The organism is Ruegeria sp. AU67 (assembly GCF_900312795.1).
Lineage (GTDB): Bacteria > Pseudomonadota > Alphaproteobacteria > Rhodobacterales > Rhodobacteraceae > Ruegeria > Ruegeria atlantica.
On sequence record NZ_OMPH01000011.1, the window covers coordinates 405,551 to 426,066 of the forward strand.

The 20,516-nt window shown below is 57.9% G+C and carries 17 protein-coding genes; 5 read left to right on the top strand and 12 right to left on the bottom strand.

Translation table 11 applies throughout. The features are described from left to right. Positions 1-7 precede the first annotated feature (7 nt). Complete coding sequence (locus DK510_RS04895; RefSeq protein ID WP_109311147.1) at positions 8-769, bottom strand: SDR family NAD(P)-dependent oxidoreductase; 762 nt, start codon at positions 767-769, stop codon at positions 8-10. Between the two features lie 208 nt (positions 770-977). Here DK510_RS04895 and DK510_RS04900 point away from each other — a divergent pair, with 208 nt between their 5' ends. Genes DK510_RS04900 through DK510_RS04915 form a run of 4 tightly spaced genes read left to right on the top strand, consistent with a single transcriptional unit; the run spans position 978 to position 6,037 of the window. Then, the gene (locus DK510_RS04900; protein ID WP_160116445.1) at positions 978-2,822 is read left to right on the top strand and encodes a feruloyl-CoA synthase; all 1,845 of its coding nucleotides are present in this window, start codon (positions 978-980) and stop codon (positions 2,820-2,822) included. Beyond that, on the top strand, positions 2,819-4,447 hold the full coding sequence (locus DK510_RS04905; RefSeq protein WP_109311149.1) for an acyl-CoA dehydrogenase family protein: 1,629 nt from the start codon (positions 2,819-2,821) through the stop codon (positions 4,445-4,447). The genes DK510_RS04900 and DK510_RS04905 overlap by 4 nt, the downstream gene beginning before the upstream one ends. Positions 4,448-4,463: 16 nt before the next feature. Continuing rightward, the gene (locus DK510_RS04910; protein WP_109311150.1) at positions 4,464-4,877 is read left to right on the top strand and encodes a Zn-ribbon domain-containing OB-fold protein; all 414 of its coding nucleotides are present in this window, start codon (positions 4,464-4,466) and stop codon (positions 4,875-4,877) included. 11 nt (positions 4,878-4,888) lie between these two features. Beyond that, on the top strand, positions 4,889-6,037 hold the full coding sequence (locus tag DK510_RS04915; RefSeq protein WP_109311151.1) for an acetyl-CoA acetyltransferase: 1,149 nt from the start codon (positions 4,889-4,891) through the stop codon (positions 6,035-6,037). 210 nt (positions 6,038-6,247) lie between these two features. On the opposite strand, the gene DK510_RS04920 is transcribed toward DK510_RS04915, so the two are convergent. The 11 genes from DK510_RS04920 to DK510_RS04970 form a co-directional block, all read right to left on the bottom strand. Then, the gene (locus tag DK510_RS04920; RefSeq protein WP_109311198.1) at positions 6,248-7,417 is read right to left on the bottom strand and encodes an amidohydrolase family protein; all 1,170 of its coding nucleotides are present in this window, start codon (positions 7,415-7,417) and stop codon (positions 6,248-6,250) included. A gap of 286 nt (positions 7,418-7,703) precedes the next feature. Further along, positions 7,704-7,853 (bottom strand): hypothetical protein, encoded by a 150-nt coding sequence (locus DK510_RS04925; RefSeq protein WP_160116446.1) that lies wholly within the window; start codon positions 7,851-7,853, stop codon positions 7,704-7,706. 70 nt (positions 7,854-7,923) lie between these two features. Next, entirely contained in the window at positions 7,924-8,337 is a 414-nt protein-coding gene (locus DK510_RS04930; protein ID WP_109311153.1) for an LLM class flavin-dependent oxidoreductase, read from the bottom strand. Between the two features lie 189 nt (positions 8,338-8,526). Next, the gene (locus DK510_RS04935; protein ID WP_109311154.1) at positions 8,527-10,296 is read right to left on the bottom strand and encodes an acyl-CoA dehydrogenase family protein; all 1,770 of its coding nucleotides are present in this window, start codon (positions 10,294-10,296) and stop codon (positions 8,527-8,529) included. 12 nt (positions 10,297-10,308) lie between these two features. Then, entirely contained in the window at positions 10,309-12,606 is a 2,298-nt protein-coding gene (locus tag DK510_RS04940) for a 3-hydroxyacyl-CoA dehydrogenase/enoyl-CoA hydratase family protein (RefSeq protein ID WP_109311155.1), read from the bottom strand. Further along, the gene (locus tag DK510_RS04945) at positions 12,607-13,788 is read right to left on the bottom strand and encodes an acetyl-CoA C-acyltransferase (RefSeq protein ID WP_109311156.1); all 1,182 of its coding nucleotides are present in this window, start codon (positions 13,786-13,788) and stop codon (positions 12,607-12,609) included. A 23-nt stretch (positions 13,789-13,811) separates the two neighbouring features. Beyond that, positions 13,812-15,461 carry a long-chain-fatty-acid--CoA ligase gene (locus DK510_RS04950; RefSeq protein ID WP_109311199.1) on the bottom strand — a complete coding sequence of 550 codons (1,650 nt, stop codon included), beginning with the start codon at positions 15,459-15,461 and terminating at the stop codon, positions 13,812-13,814. 38 nt (positions 15,462-15,499) lie between these two features. Beyond that, positions 15,500-16,888 (bottom strand): amidase family protein, encoded by a 1,389-nt coding sequence (locus tag DK510_RS04955; protein WP_109311157.1) that lies wholly within the window; start codon positions 16,886-16,888, stop codon positions 15,500-15,502. A gap of 26 nt (positions 16,889-16,914) precedes the next feature. Then, positions 16,915-17,292, bottom strand: coding sequence for a nuclear transport factor 2 family protein (locus DK510_RS04960; RefSeq protein WP_109311158.1), 378 nt, complete (start codon positions 17,290-17,292; stop codon positions 16,915-16,917). A 48-nt stretch (positions 17,293-17,340) separates the two neighbouring features. After that, positions 17,341-17,988 carry a 3,4-dihydroxy-2-butanone-4-phosphate synthase gene (gene ribB, locus DK510_RS04965; RefSeq protein ID WP_234998902.1) on the bottom strand — a complete coding sequence of 216 codons (648 nt, stop codon included), beginning with the start codon at positions 17,986-17,988 and terminating at the stop codon, positions 17,341-17,343. A 10-nt stretch (positions 17,989-17,998) separates the two neighbouring features. Then, entirely contained in the window at positions 17,999-19,132 is a 1,134-nt protein-coding gene (locus DK510_RS04970) for an LLM class flavin-dependent oxidoreductase (RefSeq protein ID WP_109311159.1), read from the bottom strand. 179 nt (positions 19,133-19,311) lie between these two features. On the opposite strand from DK510_RS04970, the gene DK510_RS04975 reads away from it, so the two are divergent. Continuing rightward, positions 19,312-20,283: a TetR/AcrR family transcriptional regulator gene (locus DK510_RS04975; RefSeq protein ID WP_160116447.1), complete on the top strand. Its 972-nt coding sequence runs from the start codon at positions 19,312-19,314 to the stop codon at positions 20,281-20,283. Positions 20,284-20,516: the final 233 nt, after the last annotated feature.

Genomic DNA, 20,516 nt, shown 5'->3' on the forward strand with positions numbered 1-20,516 from the left:
CAAAGCCTTACTTGGGTTCCAGACGGATCGCGCCGTCCAGACGCACGCATTCACCGTTCAGCATGGTGTTTTCGATCATGTGCCCTGCCAGGCGCGCAAACTCAGCCGGCTGTCCAAGACGCGACGGGAAGGGAACCTTTGCACCTAGACTGTCCTGAATCTCTTGCGGCAGCAAATCCATCATCGGGGTCGAGAAGATACCCGGTGCAATCGCCATGACCCGAACGCCCGAGCGCGCAAATTCCCGCGCCGCAGGCAAGGTCAGACTGGCCACCCCACCTTTCGAGGCAGAATAGGCCGCTTGCCCGATCTGTCCCTCAAAAGCCGCCGCCGACGCGGTGTTGATGATAATCCCCCGCTCGTTTTCCTCAAGCGGTTCATTTTGCATGATCCGCTCAACCGACAGGCGCATGACATTAAAGGTGCCGATCAGGTTGATCTGAACTGTTCTGGCGAACCCGTCCAGCGCCGCCGGGCCGTTGCGCCCTACGATCCGCTCGCCATGTGTGACGCCGGCGCAATTGACGACAACACGGGGCAAACCATTGGCGGCAATTGCCGTGTCCAGCGCCACAGCAACCTGGGCGTCATTGGTGACGTCGCAAGGCGCGGCTGTCGCCCCCAGTTGCTTTGCGGCCTCGTCCAGCTTGTCGCCGGGCAAGTCGAACAGGGCCACTTTCGCCCCGCAAGATGCAAGAAATTTGGCCGTCGCAAACCCCAACCCCGAAGCACCGCCAGTCACGATTGCGGATGCGTTTTCGATTTTCATCACATGTCTCCCTGTGTGCCCCGAACGCCATGACGCAACGAAATCAGGCTTCGGTCTTGCGCGATTTTCTGATGCGTCATACCCGTTGAATCGGAAATTAGTGAACGATCAATAATACATTTGCATACTAACAATTTTTTGGATAGCCTGATTTTCAAATGATGCATCATGTCGCGCCCAGTGCGACCCGATGACAAGGAGAGGAAAAGTGAGCATTTCAGCCCAGCAAAAAGAACACGACTTGGGGTATCTCAAAAAATTCGCCCCTTCACAGGTGTTACGAGAAGATCTGGGCGATGGCGCTTTTGTTTTACGCAGCCCCTACCTGCTGGATATGGACGTAAAGTGTGTTTCCGAATATTTGGAACGCTGGGCTGAAGAAGCACCTGATCGCCTTTTTCTGGCAGAACGTGGGCCAGACGGTGAATGGATCAGCGTCACCTATTCCGAGGCTTTGGCGCAAACCCGCTCACTGGCTGCGTTTCTTCTGAACAAGGGACTGGGAAAAGACCGCCCGCTTTTGATTCTGTCAGGCAATTCGGTCCGGCACGGTCTGCTGATGCTGGCTGCTATGCATGTGGGCATTCCGGTGGTGCCGGTTTCTGTTCCTTACTCTCTGTTCGACGAGTCGCTGGCCAAACTGCGCCATATCGTCAGGACCACACATCCCGGCATGGCCTACGCCGATGATGCCAAGGGCTTTGCCCATGCTTTTGAGTTTCTCGCCTCGGAAGGAATCGAACAGCTGTCGGACAATGGCGCACTGACCTTTGAACACGCCCTGGAAGCTACAGCTGGCCAACCGGTTGCCCAAGCGCGGGCCACGATTGACCATGACACGCTGGCCAAGATTCTGTTCACTTCTGGCTCAACCGGGTTGCCCAAGGGTGTCATCGTTACGCAGCGCATGATGTTGGCCACTCAAGAAGCCGTGGTGCAGATTTGGCCGTTTCTGGAAAGCGCCCCACCTGTCGTGGTTGATTGGCTGCCCTGGAACCATACGTTCGGCGGCAATTTCAACTTCAACATGATGCTGCGCAACGGCGGTAGCTTTTATGTCGATGATGGCAAACCCGTGCCGGGCGAGATTGAAAAGACAATTCGCAACGTGCGCGACGTTTCACCCACCCTATTCTTCAACGTCCCGCGCGGCTTTGACATGCTGTTGCCGGTCCTGCGCAAGGACGCAGCCTTTCGCAGCGCTTTTTTCAAACGGCTTGATTTGATCTTTTTCTCTGGTGCGGGGCTGCCCGAACATCTTTGGGAAGGTCTGGAACAATTGGGCGTGCAGGAACGGGGCGAGAAAATCCCGTTTGTAAGCGCTTGGGGCCTGACTGAGGCGATGATGGCCACTTGTGTGCACTTCCCCATCGACAAGGCAGGCGTCATCGGTGTGCCGGGTCCGGGATCCGAGCTGAAATTTCTGCCCAATGGTGGCAAGCTGGAAATGCGGGTCCGCGGACCGCATGTGACAACAGGTTATCTGAACAACGCCGAAAAAACCGCCGAGGCGTTTGATGACGAAGGGTACTTCCTGACTGGCGACGCGGGACGTTTGCAAGATCCAAATGACCCATCAAAGGGCATCGTATTCGATGGCCGCATCTCTGAGAACTTCAAACTGATGACCGGCACTTGGGTCGCCGTCGGCAACTTACGTGTTGCGTTACTGCAGGCCCTTAGCCCGATTGCCTCGGATGCTGTCATTACCGGCCATGACCGGACCGAAATTGGTGCGCTGCTGTTCCTGAACATAGATGAATGCAAAACCCTGACCGGACGGGGCGACACATTGGCGGGTTACGCCGATGATCCGACTGTGCGCGCCTTCATCACCAAACGTTTGGCTGCATACAATACCGGGCAAACCGGCAGCGCCACACGCGTGAAGCGCGTTCGCATCGAACACGACACCCCGTCGGTTGAAAAGAATGAAGTCACGGACAAAGGCTATATTAATCAACGCCTTGCGCTAGAGCTTCGGGCTGACGCGGTCACTGGCTTGTACGATAGAGCCGAGGATGTGATCGTATCAGGAAAGGCCACCACATGATCGACTACACCGCCTCAGAAGCCGAGATTTCATTCGTCCTCCAGCATATCGGTCGGCCCGAGCGGCTGCCAGATTGGAGCGACGATCTGGCCGAGGCCGTAATCCCAGCCTTAGGCCGCTTCATCAATACCGAGATTGCCCCTTTGGACATGATCGGCGAGGAACAAGGCGCGCGTCTGGAAAATGGCCGGGTGCGGATGCCACCGGGCATGGTCGCCGCCTATAAACGCTATGTCGGTGCCGGTTGGCCGGGCCTTTGTGCGCCTGAAGAATATGGCGGGCAGGAACTGCCGCACATTCTGGGCGCGGTTCTGGCGGATATGCTGGCTGGCGCGTGTATTTCCTATGAGATGGTGCTGAGTCTTGCGCAGGGCTGCATTCGAACTCTGAATGCCTCGGGCAATGACGATCAAAAGGCGCGGCTGTTGCCGCCGCTGGTGTCCGGCGAATGGATGGCATCGATGTGCCTGACCGAACCGGATGCGGGGTCAGATCTGGGTCGGATCAAAACGACCGCTACGCCCGATGGTGATGGCTATGTGCTCAGCGGAACCAAAATCTTCATTTCGGGCGGTGACCACGACTATACCGACAACGTCTTGCATCTGGTGCTCGCGCGCACCCCGGATGCGGCACCGGGGGTCAGGGGCCTCAGCCTGTTCGCCTGCCCTGCCGTGTTACCCGATGGGACACGTAACCGGGTTCAGACCGTGCGGATCGAAGAAAAGATGGGGATGCATGCATCACCCACCTGTCAGATGGCGTTCGACGGCGCAAAGGCCGAATTGTTGGGCCAGGAAGGCCAAGGTCTGGCCGCCATGTTCACCATGATGAATGCCGAGCGCCTGGATGTGGCCCTGCAGGCCGTGGGCCAAATGGACGTGGCCTTTCAGCGTTCGCGTTTGCATGCCGCAGGTCGGCGCCAGGGCACGACATCAGAAGGCACGGCGCTGATCACCGAACACGGTGACGTTCAGCGAATGTTGCTGGATATCTACGCCTATACGCTGGGATGCCGGGCGATGGTCTATCGCACTTTTGTGGATATGGATTTGGGCGCCGATCAGGGGTTGCTGGATATCCTTACTCCGACCTGCAAGGCCTTCGCCACCGACGCAGTCAACGCGGCCTCAAGCCAAGCTGTACAAATCCACGGCGGCTATGGATTCTGCAAGGAATACCGCGTTGAACAGATCATGCGCGACTGCCGCATCATGGCTATTTACGAAGGCACCAACGGCGTTCTGGCGACCGGAGTGGCCCGCCGCGCGATCCGCGCAAATGGCGGTGCGGCAGCGCAGGCTTTTAGCGATTTGACCTCAACGGGCCCCAGCTCAGTCGAGCTGGCCGATGCGATCGACGCCTGGGAAACCGCAACCCAAGCCATGCAAAGCTATACAGATATCGGTCCGTCGGTCTCGGACTATATGCGGCTGACCGGGTTGGTATATTTTGGTCGCGTCTGGGCGGATCTCGAGGCCGCCGCGGACAACGCCCCGGAGCCCGAATTGTTGCGCGCCACTGCGGCCCATGTCCGGGCGCGCATCCTGCCCGAAGCCGGTTTGCTGCGGCACCGCATCCTTAATCCAGAATCCACGCATTCTGCGGCAATCTTTGCCGCGTGAACATCAAGGACGACACATGACTGACTTTACTCTTCCCGAAGCCAGCCCTCAGGCCGACGCGGCATTCCGTGCCGGTCTGGCCGCTGGAAAATTTCTGATCCAGCGCTCAAAAACCACCGGTGAATACAACTTCTACCCACGCGCCCTTTCCCCTTCAACCGGAGCAGACGATCTGGAATGGGTCGAAGCATCGGGCCGCGGCACTGTCTTTGCCTCGACTATCATCCGGCGTCCGGCAAAATACCGCGGTGACATCAACAACGTGCTGATTGATCTGGACGAAGGTCCTCGCGTGTTCAGCCGCATTGTGGACGTGGACAACGAAGCGATCACCATCGGTATGAAAGTACAGGCCGTTGTCATGACCCCCGACTTCGGACCCAACGCAAAATCCGGCGAAGCCGCCGTGTTCTTCAAGCCCGCGGAATAAGGAATTCAATCATGGCACATGCACTTCGCGGCAAATCCGCAATCGTTGGCAAAGGCTATTGGGGTTTGGGCAAAACGCCCAACACCTCACCATTGGAACTGATCGCCAAAGCCACGCAGAACGCGCTGACCGATGCAGGTATGGACCTGTCCGAGATCGACGGCGTCTGTGGCGGGACATTCTACCACTTCTTCCCCACCCTCTCGATCGCCGAGTATTTGGGCATCAAGCCAACCTGGGCGAACTCGGACATGGTGGGCGGATCGTCCTTCATGTCCTATCTGGTCGAAGCGACCATGGCGATTCAGGCGGGCTTGTGTAAGAACGTGCTGATCTGCTACGGCTCGAACGCGAAATCCGCGCGCGATCTCAACGGGTTGATCGAAACCCCGCAATGGGAACGCGCCTATGAACCAATGGTGCCGGTGCCGGGATATGCCTTCACCGCGCAACGCTATATGCACGAGTTCAACGTACCCAAAGAGCATTTCGGCCATGTCGCCATCTCGGCCCGGAAATGGGCCCAGCTGAACCCCGATGCGACAATGCAGGATGACCTGACGATGGAGGAGTATCTGAACTCGCCCATGGTTGCCGATCCATTGGCGGTTCTGGATTGTTGCCTGATGTCGGATGGCGGTGCCGCGATCATCGTGACCTCAGCCGACCGCGCAAAGGATTATCAGGAAAAGCCCGCCTATTTCCTGGGCGGCGGCAACGCGATTTCCCACCGCGAGATCAGCCAGGCCCCTGCCCTGACAACCACCTGTGCCGCCGAAAGCTCGAAACGCGCGTTCGAAATGGCCGGCGTCACCACCAAAGACGTGGACGTCGTCGAGCTTTATGATGCCTTCACCATCAACACACTGCTGTTCCTCGAAGACATGGGCTTTGTGAAAAAGGGTGAGGCCGGGGCCTTTGTCGCCGATGGCAACATCGCGCCGGGCGGCTCGCTGCCGGTTAACACCAATGGCGGTGGGCTAAGCTGTGTTCACCCCGGCATGTACGGCCTGTTCTGCTTGATCGAGGCGGCCACCCAGATACGGGGCAACGGCGGCAATCGTCAGATCGATGATGTTAATATTGCGATTGCCCATGGCAACGGCGGCACGTTCTCGAACGAGTTCACGACCGTTCTGGGCAGCGAAGCGGCGCTTTGAGCGATCAAAATAGGGGCAAATTCGCCCCCCGCTCCCAAAGTTTGAGGTTTTGCCAGTGCGATAGAACGCAACCTACCGAAGACGAACCCTCGGAAAAGGTCCGTTAGCGTCAGAAGCAGACAATCCAATTTCGTATTTTTGGGAAAGCCCTAAGCCCGACTGCTCATCTGGCGGTCGGGCTTAGGCATCAAACCTACGTTTCCCGTGTCTTTAAAGTACGGGTACGCGCGCTGCAGGAGGGGTCGAACGTGACCGTCCGGTTCGCATTTTGCCATCAATCATAACGGCCCCAACTCCGGGGATGTTGCCGACCGCCATGCCCTCCAAAACGTTCTTACCGTCCGATCCTTCTGGGCGGTCCATGAACACCAGATCGGCTGGGCGGCCTGATGCGACGATGCCTTGTGCAAGATCCCGTCTCTTTGCCACGTTTCCGGTGCCACAGCACCAAGCTTGTTCGGCAGGCAATCCGCCAATACTGGCCAGCAGAGTTGCCATTCGCAGCATTCCGTTCGGCTGTACGCCGGAACCCGCCGGGGCATCAGTTCCAATCAGGAAATCGGCAAGGCGACCTTCGGCCAACGCGCCTTCCAGCGTCACTATTACCGACTTCTCGTTGCCATTGTGTACCGCTTCAAGCGCTCCTTTCGCGTGACGGCAAAGCTCTCGGATTTCATCCTGAGAAATTGAGGTTGGTCCGCCATTGATATGACTGACTACGTCCGGTTGCGCCTCTAGTACATCTGCTGCTCGAACATCGTGAGAGCCCGCAATCGAAGGGCCGCCAGTATGCATAATGGTTTCAATTCCCAATTCCCGACACCAGCCGGTGACGCGGGCCGCGTCGGGACCTTTGGCAACTGTCCCAAGACCGATCTCACCGATATGCCGGATACCGGCCGCTTTGACGGCGACATAGAAGTCGCGATTAAAATCAAGTTCCGGCACCGGCGCGCCCGCCAAAACCTTGGCACCGGACGGTCGGAAATTTGAATAGCAACGTTGTGCCACCATCGCCAATGCCTTGACGCCTTCGGCATCCTTGGGCCGACCAGGCAGATGTACTTCGCCCGCGGAAATAAAGCTTGTGACGCCACCGTTAACATTCATTTCGATCCAGCCAATCTGGCTTTGGCGCGGGGTCCAATCGCCGAAAACCGGGTGGCAATGGCCATCAATCAGGCCCGGTGCGACCGCACAACCAGAGGCATCGATGACGCGATCCGCGTCGCCGGCCTCAAGGCCCACAATCACTCCGTCTTCGATGACAAGGCAATCACTGTCCGCAATAGGCGAGTCCAAATCACCGGTCAGAAGCAAACCGATGTTACGGATTAGTGTGCGACCCTGTTCCGGTGTGTCTTTTGGTGCGTCAGCCATCTGATCCCCCATTTAACGTGTGATTTCTGTTTCATATTCGGATCGAAAAAAGCGCGCCAAGAAATCGTTCGGCCGTCGTGCTTCCTTCATCCATTTTCATTAGTATACAATCGATATTAAGGCGCCTGTGTCAAGACCTTCTAACTGGCGCTACGCCGGGATTGGCTACCCTTGAACGGTTGATTGACCAGAGCCGACCAATCCTCGCCTGTTAGTAAGAAACCTACCTTCGGCAAACCACCGACTAGTACCGCGGCTTGGGCGCTGTTGCCCCTATTGCCGCGGGTCAGGAAAACGCTGTGATGACTTTGGCGTAGTTGTTCAGGATCTCAAGATCTTCATCCTGCGTGAAGTAACCGACGTGATGCCAGACGACGAATTCTTTGGTACCGTGTTTCTCCTTCAACGCACCAACCTGATCGATCACCTGGTACACGGCGCCTTTCCAGACCCGCCACATCGGCACATAATATGGCGGGGCGTTAGGGGCGAAATTGAACAATTCCTCAAAAACGCGGTAGTGCTGCCCGGCCTGCGCTTCGGTCGATCCGATGGTCAGATTGGATTGTGATGATATAAAGATGCCACGCCAGTGTATTCAGCCAGCGCGGCGTGTTGTCCCAACCAAAACCACAGAACAGTCGGCCACCGGGCACGTGATCGATCGTTGCCAGATCCTCGGCCAGACGCATCGGATGATGCGCCGTCAACGCCATACCCACCTGCCCCGCCATCAGGATCTTGGTGTTTGCAGCGATGTGCATGTTCCACAAAGGCGGATTGGTCGTGGTTTCGATCCCTTCCACCTGAAAGTGATGCTCGGTCATGCAAAACCCGGCATACCCGTTTTCGTCGGCAAATTTCCTCTGCTCAGCTATCCGCTCTAACAGCGTTTCATACCGAGCCGGGCAGCACGTCATCTTCGCCCTTTGAATGCATATAAAGTCGCACAAGGATGCGGGTTTTCAAGACTATACCTGCCTTTAGTGCCCGTTCACGAAATTCTACTGCTGACCGCTCAACGGAACTTGATTTGGGTCAAGAAACGCAAAAAGGGCTCTCTGTTTCCAGAACGCCCTTTAGCACCGCTGTCTGTGAAGAAGGAGGAGTTACAGACAGCGATCAGCCCGACATACAACGCCGGGTTCACCGGCCTGCATGATTAATTCGTGGCTGACAGCACGGGGCAATGCCCGCGCCATAAAGGCGCGCGCTGCATCCACCCGATCCGAATAATATTCTGGCGATTGAGCGCCCTCTGCAGCGGTGGCTACCCGTGCAATACGGGCGGACATCCAGGCCGATACGCTGAGGGCTACAATTTCCAGATAGTCGCACGCACCGGACAGCACGTCACCTTGCGCCGTGCCCAGCACCCAATCGGTCGAACGCCCAAGCCGGGATGCCGCATCGCGCAAGTTATTCTCTAAGTCAGAGAGGTCGTCGCCCAGTTTGCCTGCCTCGTCCAGCATATCGGCCACCAGACCCTTGATGACGGCACCATTGTCGCCGCGCACCTTACGCATAATCAGATCGCGGGCCTGAATGGCATTGGTGCCTTCGTAGATTTCAGTGATCCGCACATCACGCACCAGCTGTTCGACGCCATAATCTTTGATAAAGCCATGCCCGCCATGCATCTGCACAGCCTCATTCGCCATTCGCGATCCCATGTCAGACAAATAGGATTTAGTCACCGGAGTCAGCAGCGACAGATGCGCATCCGCCTCTTTGCGCTGTTCAGGCGTATCGGCGCGATGCGCCGCGTCTAACAGACCAGCGCCGTAATAGGCCATCGCACGGGCGGCATCCATTTCGCCCTGCGCGGTCAACAATCGTCGGCGCACATCCGCATGAGCAATCAGCGGATCAGCTGGGCCCGTCGGGTTCATAGGTTCCCCGTCCGTGCGACCCTGTAGTCGTTCGTGGGCATATGATGTCGCGGTCTGAACTGCGGCTTCGGCGACGCCTAACCCTTGCAGGCCCACCGAAAGGCGCGCGGCATTCATCATCACGAACATCGCGGCCAAGCCCTTGCCCTCTTCGCCGACAATCCAGGCTTTGGTGTCCTCGAAGGAAATGGCGCAAGTGGGTGATCCGTGGATACCCATCTTGTTCTCGATCCCGGCAATGGTGATCGTGTTCTGCTCGTCCGTCGTGTTGTTATCTGTATCCAGCATGTATTTCGGCGCCAAAAACAGGGACAGTCCACGCGGCCCGGGCTCAGCGCCCTCGACTCGTGCGAGGATCAGATGGGCGACATTTTCCGACATGTCATGGTCACCCCAGGTGATGAAGATCTTGTTGCCGGTGATGGCATAAGATCCGTCATCATTTCGAACGGCCTTGGTGCGGATCAGGCCCAGATCGGTGCCGCAATGCGGTTCGGTCAGGTTCATGGTCCCGGCCCAGTTGCCGGACGTCAGCTGAGGGCAATAGACCGCCTTTTGTTCGTCCGAGCCATAGGCCATCAAAGCTTCGACAACGCCAAAGTTCAGTTCGTGGATCAGGGCAAAAGCCAGATTGGTTCCGGCCATCCCTTCACGCAGGGCAGCATGCAGGACGAAGGGCAGTTGTTGGCCGCCATATTCTTCTTCCAGCGCCAGCGCGTTCCAGCCGTCTTCGCAGAATACCTTGTAGGCGTCCCCAAAACCGGGCGCGGCATAGACTTGACCATCTTCAAGCCGTGCGCCCGGGCTGTCGCCCGCCTCATTGCACGTTGCCAGATTGTCGCGCACAAACCCGTTGATCGCGTCAACGACCGCAAAGAACGTATCTTTGTCGCAATGCTCATACCCAGGCAGCGCCAGCGTCTTGTCGAGGTCAAGAACCTCGTCCAACAGAAAAGTAATGTCCCGCTGCGGGAGTTGATAGTCCATACCTATGATCCCTCAGTTTTTAAGCGGCTTGCCGGTCATCATGGTGTGGCGCATCCGTTCGAGTGTCTTATCCTGTCGGATCAGGCGCATCATGCCTTCGGCTTCCAGCCTGTGCAGCGCCTCCTCGTCCAGAACGCCGCCGTCGCCTCCGGCCAGTACGTGCGCCGTTTCACGCGCAATCTCGACCGTGTAGGGAGCGTCTGGCATCGCCTCGGCCAGTGCGGCCAGCTTTGGCTCCAGCGCGGCGTTGATGGCTGCGGCATCCAGTGTTATCTCGGCCTTGGGCGCGGGTTTGTACGCGTCAGCCAGCGCCAGAGCCGCCGCCTTGGCCTCGGCCAGAAGGCGGTCGCGGTTCATTACAACGCCGTCCGGCGCGCGCAGATAGCCCGCGTGTTGCGCCATCGGGGCAGAGCTGGTCATCAGCGCCACAGAAATCACATCGAACGCAGCCTCGGCCCCTTTGACGGGATCACCCAACTCCGCCGCCTTGAGCAGCAACAGGGCTGTGGTTCCGCCCCACGCAGGTAGCAGGCCAACATTGGCCTCGACCAATCCGATATTGCTTTCCAAAGCGGCCATGACCCGATCCGAGTGCATCAGGATTTCGCAGCCGCCGCCAAGGGCAAGCCCACAGGCGGCAGAGACAACCGGGAACGGCGCGTACTTGATCTTGCGCATCGCGGCCTGACCGATGGCCAATTGCCCTTCGACTAGATCCAATTCCCCCGCATCAGCACGATCCAGCGCTTTTTTCAGGTTTGCGCCCACCGAAAAGTGGTTGCCGTCCGACCCGATGACCATCGCTTTGAAGTCTCGGCCCACGACGTCCAGTGCTTCGCTCACGCCGGTCATCACTTGATCGTCTAAAGCCGAATTAGGTGCCCTGATCGTCAGCAGAGCGACACCATCACCCATATCGCGCAGCACAACAGCCTCGGTCTGGAACACAGGAGCAACCGTCAGGTCCGATGCAAAGATCACCCCCGGCCCACGCGGTACGTCTGCCTGTTCGCCCGAAGGCAACAGCACCTTACGGTTACGGCCCTGACCTGAATAAATCCCGCCGCGTTCAGCGGCCAGCGCCAGCAAGGGCGGCGTGTCCTGACCCTCGGCCTTCAAGCGAGCCACAATCTTGTCCGCACCAATCTTGTCGATCAGCTTGAATGGGCCCATACGCCAATTGTATCCCAGCTCCATCGCTGCATCGATATCCGCCGGGTTGGCGGTAATCTCGGGCACGCAATAGGCCGCATAAGACAAAGTCGGCCCCATTACGGCCCAGGCATAATCAGCCAACCGATCACTGGCCTGATCAATAAAGTCGACGCCAAAGCTTTTGGCAAACTCCGGACCCTTGGCCTGCGCACGATACTCTAGCGTTCCCAGATCAACGGCTTCGGCGACTGTTTCGCCATTTTCGTCCTTGGATCTGCGATAGAAACCCGCACCGACCTTGCGACCGGCCAAACCCTTGGCGGCCATCTGATCGAACAGCTCCAGACCGTCGGTGTGGAATTGCTGCGGATCATCAGCCTCAAGCAGATTGCGCATGGACAGGCGCGATTTGCCCATCAGGTCGATGCCGATCAGGTCCATCAACGCGAATACACCCGTTCCGGGCACGCCGAAGGGACGGGCCAGCACTGTATCAGCCTCTTCAACTGTGATGCCACGCGCCACGGCCTCGCGGGCAGCGGCGTTCATCCACAGCCCGCCCAGACGGTTGGCGATGAAACCGGGGCGGTCGTTGCAGGGCACGACGGTTTTGCCGAGGCGTTCATCGCTGAACGCACGCGCACGTTCCGCAGCAGCCGGATCTGTGTCCGGTCCGGTCACAAGCTCAACCAAGCGCATATAGCGCGGCGGGTTGAAGAAATGCACGATGATGAACCGCTTGCGCAGGCTGTCATCCATCTGGCTGACCAAATCGGCCAGCGGAATGGTCGAGGTGTTCGAGCTCAGCAATGTATCGTCGCGCAGGTAAGGCGCAATTTTCGCATAGAGCGCGTGTTTGATGGCGAGGTCTTCCAGAACGACCTCAACCACCCAATCACAGGTCGAAAGCTGATCCAGATCATCATCCAGATTGCCCGCTTTCAGCCGGGCCGCATAGGCCGGGTCGGCCAGTTGCGGCGCGCGGCCCTTGGTCACGCGTGCAACAGCACATTTGGCCAACATCGAGCGGTCTTCGGCATCCTTTGGGACGATGTCCAGCAAAATGACTTCGGCACCGGCATTGGCGAAATGGGCGGCAATGCCTGCCCCCATCACGCCCGAGCCGATGACAGCAACTTTGTTGATCGCAGTCATTTAGAGAACCTCGAACAGACCAGCAGCACCCATGCCGCCGCCGATGCACATAGTGGCAACGATGTACTTCGCACCGCGTTTCTTGCCCTCGATCAGCGCGTGACCGACCATACGCGTGCCCGACATACCATAGGGGTGGCCCACGGAAATCGCGCCGCCATCGACGTTCAGGATCTCATTCGGGATGCCCAGCTTGTCACGGCAATACAGGGCTTGCGATGCAAAGGCCTCGTTCAATTCCCACAAGCCGATATCGTCCATCTTGAGGCCATTACGTTCCAACAATTTCGGCACTGCAAACACCGGGCCGATACCCATCTCATCGGGTTCGCAGCCCGCGACGACATAGCCCATATAGCGACCCAGCGGCTCAAGCCCGCGCTTTTCGGCCAGCTTCTCTTCCATCACAACCTGGGCCGAGCCACCATCGGACAATTGCGAGGCGTTGCCGGCGGTGATCCACTTGTCCTCACCCATCACTGGGGTAAGACCCTGCAGGCTTTCCAGCGTGGTCGAAGGACGGTTGCACTCGTCCTGCGTCAGCGTGACCTCTTCATAGGTGATCTCGCCGGTTTCCTTGTTCTTGTTTGCCTTGGTGACTTTGATTGGCACGATCTCGTCATCGAACTTGCCCGCAGCCTGAGCCGCGGCGGTGCGCTGCTGCGATTGGAGGGCAAATGCATCCTGCGCCTCGCGGCTGATACCATAGCGTTCGGCCACAGTATCGGCGGTCGCGATCATCGGATCGTAGAACCCACGAATGTTCTGCGCGATCCAGTCCTCTTTCAGGCGATAGGTGTTATCGCGGCCCATCACCAGCGAAATGCTTTCTGCTCCGCCGCCAACGACAACGTCACAGCCATCCACCATGACCCGAGAACACGCGCGCGTCAGGGCCTCAAGACCGGACGAGCAGAACCGGTTGATGGTTTGGCCCGATGCGGTCACGGGCAGACCGGCGCGCATGGCGACCTGACGACCAAGATTGCCGCCGTTTGCACCTTCGGGGACGGCATTGCCGATGATCACGTCCTCAATTTCAGACGGGTCAACACCGGCGCGTTTGACCGCCTCGGCGACAGCATGGCCACCATAAACGGCGGGGTGAGTGTCGTTAAAAGCACCACGAAAGGCCTTGCCAATTGCAGTACGGGCGGTCGAGACGATTACAGCAGAACGCATTAGATTGATCCTTGAAGGAAGTATTAGATGTCAGTGGGCAGCTTGTAGTCGGCGTATTGCTCACGCAGATGCAGCTTTGAAATTTTGCCGGTCGCGGTGTGCGGAAGCTCGGCCTGGAACACCACGTCGTCGGGCGTCCACCATTTGGCGATCTGGCCGTCATACAGCGCCAGAATGTCCTCGCGGCTGACATCCGATCCCTCACGCTTGACAGCAACGATCAACGGGCGTTCATCCCATTTACGGTGTTTGGCGGCGATACAGGCAGCCTCCAGAATATCCGGGTGGCTCATGGCGATGTTCTCCAGATCGATCGAGGAAATCCACTCGCCGCCCGATTTGACGACATCCTTGGTTCGGTCGGTCAGGCGCAGATAGCCTTTCGGGTCGATCGCCGCGACATCTCCGGTGATGAACCAACCGTCCTCGGTAAAGGCATCAGCACCGGCCCCGCCCCAATAGCTTTCAGCAACCCAGTGACCGCGAACCTGCAACATGCCAGTGGCGACGTCGTCATGCGGCAACAACTCGCCTTCGTCATTAACGATGCGCATCTCGACCCCATAAAGCGCACGGCCCTGTTTGGTTTTCAGCGCAAGGCGGTCGTCGATTGGCAGTTTATCCTCGCCCCATTTGGGCACCGAAAGCGTCCCGACCGGGCTCAGCTCGGTCATGCCCCAGCCATGCACCACGTCGATCCCGTGGCCTTTTTCGATCTGCTCGATCAGAGACAGTGGCGCAGCGGAACCTCCCATCATAGCGCGTTTGACCGTTTTTAGCGTGGCGCCCTGCTGATCCAGATATTCGAACAAACCTAGCCAGACAGTCGGCACACCCGAGATCATCGTGACCTCTTCGTCGTCCATAAGTTCGCGCAGCGGGGCCGGATCCATGCCCGGTCCGGGCATTACCAGTTTGGTGCCGTTCATCAGGGCCGCATACGGAATACCCCAGGCACAGGCGTGGAACATCGGCACCACGGGCAAAGTGGCGTCACGCGAGCTGAGCGCCAGCCAGTCGCCGCCGGACACGCCCATGGCGTGCAGCACGGTCCCACGATGGGAATACAAAACGCCTTTGGGATTGCCAGTTGTGCCAGATGTGTAGCACAGCGCCATGGCCGCGTTCTCATCCAGTTCGGGCCAGTCATAAACCTCGGGCTTGCCAGCTATCAGAGATTCGTAGTCACTGACGGGAGTCTTCATTTGCGGCACCTGATCCGGGCCAGTCAGGCTGAACCAGGCCTGGACACTGGGGCAGCGGGCCGAGACAGCATTGATCAGCGGCGCAAAAGTCGTGTCGAAGAACATATGCGTGTCTTCGGCGCCGTTGATAATGAACGCGATCTGATCAGGTTGCAGGCGCGGATTGATCGTGTGGCAAATCGCACCGATGCAAGCCAATGCATAATAGAGTTCCAGATGCCGATTGTTGTTCCAGGCCAGCGTCGCGACGCGGTCACCCGGTCCCACACCCAGTTCGGTCAAAGCGTGCGCCAGTTGTTGGGTCCGTCGCCCCATATCCGCAAAGCTGTAGCGATCAATCGTCATGTCCGAGTTGCGCCAGACGATCTGGGCTTCGGGATGCGCACGCATGCCATGACGGAAAATGCTGGTCACCGTCAGTGGCATCGTCATGATCTGACCGGGAATCGTCGTTTTTTCTGCGCTCATTTTTTGCCTCTCAATGTGTTTTTCTGCATCTGCGTCCGTCACAGAGGCGCAGGCGGCATTTCTCCGATGTCCCGTTCGATCCGCCACGACATTTGCAAAACGCCCAGATCGTCAAAGCGATGTCCGACCAGTTGAATACCGATCGGCAACCCGTTGCGGTCTAGTCCGACCGGAATGCTGGATGCCGGTTGCTCAGTGAGGTTGAACAGGAAGGTATTGGCCCAGCTTTCGAACGGCTTATCGGGGTCAGACCCCGGCAGGTCGGCAGCAAAGGCGGTGTCCGGTGTCGATGGCAGCAGGACAAAATCATGGCCGTCAATCAGCGCCAACGCACGTTCGCGCAACACCTGCGTGTGGTCGAAATTCCGCTGATGCTCAACAGCGGACAAAGCGCGTGCATCGTTGGTCCAGTCGCGAATATAGGGCGTTTTCGCCTGTTCGGCCTCGGGTTGGCGCATCAGCTCGGACAGGGTACGTATTTTGTAGAACGCCTCGGCGGGACCCCAGTCCGTTCGACTGAACGGTGCGGTTTCAAGATAGGTGACCTGAACGCCCATATCCCGCAAAACCTGTGCCGTCCGTTCCAGCGCTGCCTGAACATCTTCCGCCACCGGTTCGCCCAAGCCCAGTTCGGGGATGACCAGAACCGACATGCCTTTGCGGTCGCCGCGCGTCAGGCGCGAAACATAGTTCACGCCGTCCCGTGCCAAAGCCGCGAAATCGCGCGTATCCTCTCCGGTCAGAACATTCATATGCAGCGCGACGTCGCCAAAATTGCGGGCCAAAGGCCCCGCCGTGATCGCCGGACTGTTGCAGACGTAATAGGGCACTCGCCCTTGGCTGGGCTTCAGCCCGGCCAGGCCGCAATACGAGGCCGGCAGACGAATGGATCCCACGATGTCGGTCCCAATCGAAACCGGCTCGATCCCGGCGGCAACACTGGCCGACGCGCCCGAAGATGATGCGCCTGTCGTGCGCGATACATCCCATGGATTACGGGTAACCCCATGCTTTGAGCTCACTCCGCCTGCAAGAATGCCATAATCGCACATGGTATTCTTGCCCAGGATCACGGAACCGGCCTCACGCATGCGTGCGACCGTGGGATGATCGGTTGTGCTGACCGATATCTCACCCGCCGCCGAGCCGCGATAGGCGGGCATACCGATGCAATCCATTGCGTCTTTGACTGTTGTCGGCACGCCATCCAGCGGACCCATCGGTATGTTGTCGTGCCAACGTTTTTCGGACGCCCGGGCCGCTTCAAGCGCGCCCTCGGCATCCACGTGGTAAATCGCATTGATCCTAGGGTTAATCGACTCAATACGGGCCAGCGCTGCCTGCGTGACCTCGACTGGAGACAGCTCTAGCCGGGCAAAGGCCTGCACCATGGCACGCGCCGAAAGTTGGGAATAGGGGGCGGTCATTCGGGGACTCGATCAGATAAAGGGGATCAGTCTTCGGTGCGCTGGACGTAATAGACCTTGGCCGCAATCTTCCAACCCTCGCCGGTGCGAACCAGCGACAGGTAGTCGATGAAGTATCGCGGCTGCACGGCGCAGTCGATCTTGACAAAGGCCGTGTTTGGCCCCGACTGGTCGATCGAAATCGTGTGGCCATAGACCGGATAGCCTTTGGATTCAGGGCTTTCGCGGCCGCCGATGACCTCTTTGTACTTCTCAAGCGTCATGTGGATATAGCTGCCATCCTCGTTGGCGCAGCAAAGATCACATTCCGGCAGAAACATCTGGTCGGTCTTGCTGATGTCTCCGTCATGCAGGTTTTCGATATACGCCTGCATCAGGGTTTCGATCTCGGCGAATGCGGTCATAGGATATCCTCGGTCATGAGTGTCTTGAAACGCAGGTGGTATTGGCTGTCAGGCGGCCTTGTTGGAAAGCAGGTCCTGGCGAAACCGTTTGAGGTCTTCGATCGTGCCGACCTTGAGGCCGTGCCGGGCCCCAAATTCCAGCAGATCCGGCAGGCGCGCCATTTCACCGTCATCATTCATGATTTCGCAGATCACGCCGGCATCCCCCTGCCCGGACAGGCGGGCCAGATCAACTGCGGCTTCGGTGTGGCCTTCGCGTTCCAGCACACCGTGCGATCTCGCCACCAATGGAAACAGATGCCCGGGCGAAACCAGATCGACCGAAGAGCCGCTGTCGGATGCCAAAAGTGCAATGGTCCGCGCCCGGTCGCTGGCGGAAATGCCGGTGGTCGTGCCTTCTTTCGCATCCACCGAAATGGTGAACGCCGTATGATGTGGATCCGTGTTCAACGCTGTCATGGGATAAAGGCTGAACTGCTCGGCCCGCTCGGGCGGAATGGCCATGCAGATCAAACCCCGACCAAAGCGCGCCATGAAATTTACCGCGGCCGCATCCGCGCAGGCGGCTGGAATCACCAGATCGCCCTCGTTCTCGCGGTTTTCATCGTCGACAAGAATTACCATACGGCCTTGTTCGCAATCCGAAATGATCTCTTCGATGGGCGACAGCTGATAAACTTCATGCAGATCGAACACGGTCTTCCCCTTATCCGTTCAGAGGCTTGATGACGCCTTCGGAAAATTCGATCAGAGCTTCCTGCTCGATCTCGTCGCCAAAGTAGTTCACGTGGTGCCAGACAAAGAATTCGTCGATCTGATACCGCTCGGCCAACTCACCAACCTGATCCAGAACCTGTTGGCGCGAACCGTCCCAGACACGGCCCAGTGGGACGTGATAGGGCGGCGCGTCGTAGGCCGAGAACCACAGGTTGTCGAACATTTCGCGGTACTGTTTGGTCTTGGCGGGAGTCTTGCCCATCATCAGATGCGCACCCAGAGCCAGAACGTCGTTGTTGGTGGTTTGAGGCAGCCCGTTTTCATGCGCGGCCTTCAGACAGTTCTCAAGGATCACCGGCATGAATTCTTCTTTGTCCGCTGTCACGAAGGACACCATTTTGGCCCCTTCTGAAGCCCAGAACTTGGCAGTTTCCATCGAATACGAGAACGGCGCATATACTTTTGGGTGCGGCTTTTGCAGCGGCCGGGGAACGATGCCCGATTTACGCAGAATCTTGTTGCTATCAACCGGGCTGTTACCGCCCCAAATTTTGGTCGGATTGAACTCCCACTCGACATTCGACGGGAAGTTCCAGAACTCGCCCTGATGTTCGGTCAGGTCGTCGGTCCACAGCGATTTGATCAGGCGCCAGTTTTCGTACAGCGCGCGACGGTTGCGCTGGTCGGCCTCGGACTTGTCGGATTCAGCCGAGGTGATGTCCAGGTGCTGCCCCATGGTCGCTGTCCAGCGCGGCGTGTTCCCGCGCGAGAACCCTGCGAAGACTCGACCGCCGGTCATGTGGTCCAGCATGGCGATGTCTTCGGCCGTCTTGATCGGGTTCATCGCGGTCAGGTTCATCCCCAACTGACCAACTTTGAAGTTCTTGGTGTGCTGGGCGATGTACATGTTCCAGAACAGCGGGTTCGTGGTGCATTCAACGCCTTCGACCTGCATGTGGTGCTCAGTCAGGCAGAAGCCGTCATAGCCCAGCTCTTCTGCAAGGACCATCTGATCACGCATCGTGTGCATCATCTTGTTGAACCGAGCAGGGTCACGTCCGGCAAGCTGAGTATCCTCGCCATACTGGCGTGCGAATGGAATGGCGAGAATCTTGAACTTCATGCAGGCGTCCCCTGGTGTGTTATTGAACGTTCACTAACATTCCCATGCAACCAGCAATTTCGTCAAGCCCCGAATTGTTTTTCCCGACGTCGCAACGACACTGCGACGATTTCCAACTGGACAAGAGATAGGGATTTCAACATGTTGCCCTCAGGTAGGGTCCTATGGAGGCAAGCCGCGTGTTTTTGTATTCCGCTGCGCAAGTTGATGAATTTATTAATAAATCGCAGCTAGATGGCGTGTGCGTTGCGCTGGCGATTGATGCTTCGCGCGAGGAACTCAAACGCCTCGGCGACACGTTGCATCCAACACTGGTCAACACGTCGGCCACGAATCTGGCAACCCCGGGACAGGGGCAAATCGAGGCTCAGGCCATCCGCATGTCGCCAGAAGATTCGCTGCTGACCTCATACCGTGTCTCGATCGTTCAGGCCGGGCACAATCCCGGGGAAGCCGCCACGCTGATGGAAGTGACCTGCACGTTCTCAGTCGATGCGCAACTGGCGGAAACGCCGAAATCCACACAGGCCGAAAAACCGCCCCGCGCCCTGTCCGAAACCGCCGAGGAACGTCGGCGACAGATCTTTGAAGGCGCGTGCAAGGTGATCGCCAAGCATGGGTTCGGCAATGCATCGATGCGCGAGATTGCCAAAACATCTGGGCTGTCGGTTCCGCTGATGTACAAGTACATCAAGGACAAAGATGACATACTGCACTTGATCACTACGATGTGCATGCAGGACATCATCGACTTTTTCGATACCGGAGAACTGTTCACTGGCCCCGCCGATCAGAACCTTGAAAAAGCGGTTGAACGGTACATCGACTACATTGGTGAAAATCGCCGCTATATCAATCTGGTCTATTCGGAAACACGGTCCATGTCTGCCGAGAACCGCGCGCGCGTTTTCGATATGGAACGTGATTTCATGGGGCGCTGGAAAGGTATTCTGGACAAAGGGGTCGAGCAGAAAGTGTTCCGCCCCATGAACACAGAGCTGATGGCCAATTATCTGTATTTCCTTTGTAATGTCTGGTCACTCCGGCATTGGAGCATCGGAAAGTTCCCGGAAAGCGAGATCCGGACCAGTCTGAAGGCGCTTATCATGGATGGCGTTTTGGTCAGGGCTGCTCCCTCCAAGAAATCCTGAGCGAACCATCAACCACTCTGGGTGGTTGATGCACAAACGATTAGGCAATCAAGTCGCACATCTCTGTCGCTTCCGGGCGATTTGGTCGCAAACCAACTTGCGACACGTCTTGGGCGTGTCAAACTGCGTATATGACAACGCTCTCTAGTCCAAACCCTCTGGATCGCCGCGCAACCGGTTGTGACCTCGTCGTGAGTGTATGATGGCTGGCGCTCTGCGCCCATTGCCATCTG

Bases quoted from the DNA above. Each gene is read 5' to 3' on its own strand.
- DK510_RS04895 (WP_109311147.1), bottom strand. From the start codon at position 769: ATGAAAATCGAAAACGCATCCGCAATCGTGACTGGCGGTGCTTCGGGG.
- DK510_RS04905 (WP_109311149.1), top strand. From the start codon at position 2,819: ATGATCGACTACACCGCCTCAGAAGCCGAGATTTCATTCGTCCTCCAG.
- DK510_RS04910 (WP_109311150.1), top strand. From the start codon at position 4,464: ATGACTGACTTTACTCTTCCCGAAGCCAGCCCTCAGGCCGACGCGGCA.
- DK510_RS04915 (WP_109311151.1), top strand. From the start codon at position 4,889: ATGGCACATGCACTTCGCGGCAAATCCGCAATCGTTGGCAAAGGCTAT.
- DK510_RS04920 (WP_109311198.1), bottom strand. From the start codon at position 7,417: ATGGCTGACGCACCAAAAGACACACCGGAACAGGGTCGCACACTAATC.
- DK510_RS04930 (WP_109311153.1), bottom strand. From the start codon at position 8,337: ATGACGTGCTGCCCGGCTCGGTATGAAACGCTGTTAGAGCGGATAGCT.
- DK510_RS04935 (WP_109311154.1), bottom strand. From the start codon at position 10,296: ATGGACTATCAACTCCCGCAGCGGGACATTACTTTTCTGTTGGACGAG.
- DK510_RS04940 (WP_109311155.1), bottom strand. From the start codon at position 12,606: ATGACTGCGATCAACAAAGTTGCTGTCATCGGCTCGGGCGTGATGGGG.
- DK510_RS04945 (WP_109311156.1), bottom strand. From the start codon at position 13,788: ATGCGTTCTGCTGTAATCGTCTCGACCGCCCGTACTGCAATTGGCAAG.
- DK510_RS04950 (WP_109311199.1), bottom strand. From the start codon at position 15,461: ATGAGCGCAGAAAAAACGACGATTCCCGGTCAGATCATGACGATGCCA.
- DK510_RS04955 (WP_109311157.1), bottom strand. From the start codon at position 16,888: ATGACCGCCCCCTATTCCCAACTTTCGGCGCGTGCCATGGTGCAGGCC.
- DK510_RS04960 (WP_109311158.1), bottom strand. From the start codon at position 17,292: ATGACCGCATTCGCCGAGATCGAAACCCTGATGCAGGCGTATATCGAA.
- DK510_RS04970 (WP_109311159.1), bottom strand. From the start codon at position 19,132: ATGAAGTTCAAGATTCTCGCCATTCCATTCGCACGCCAGTATGGCGAG.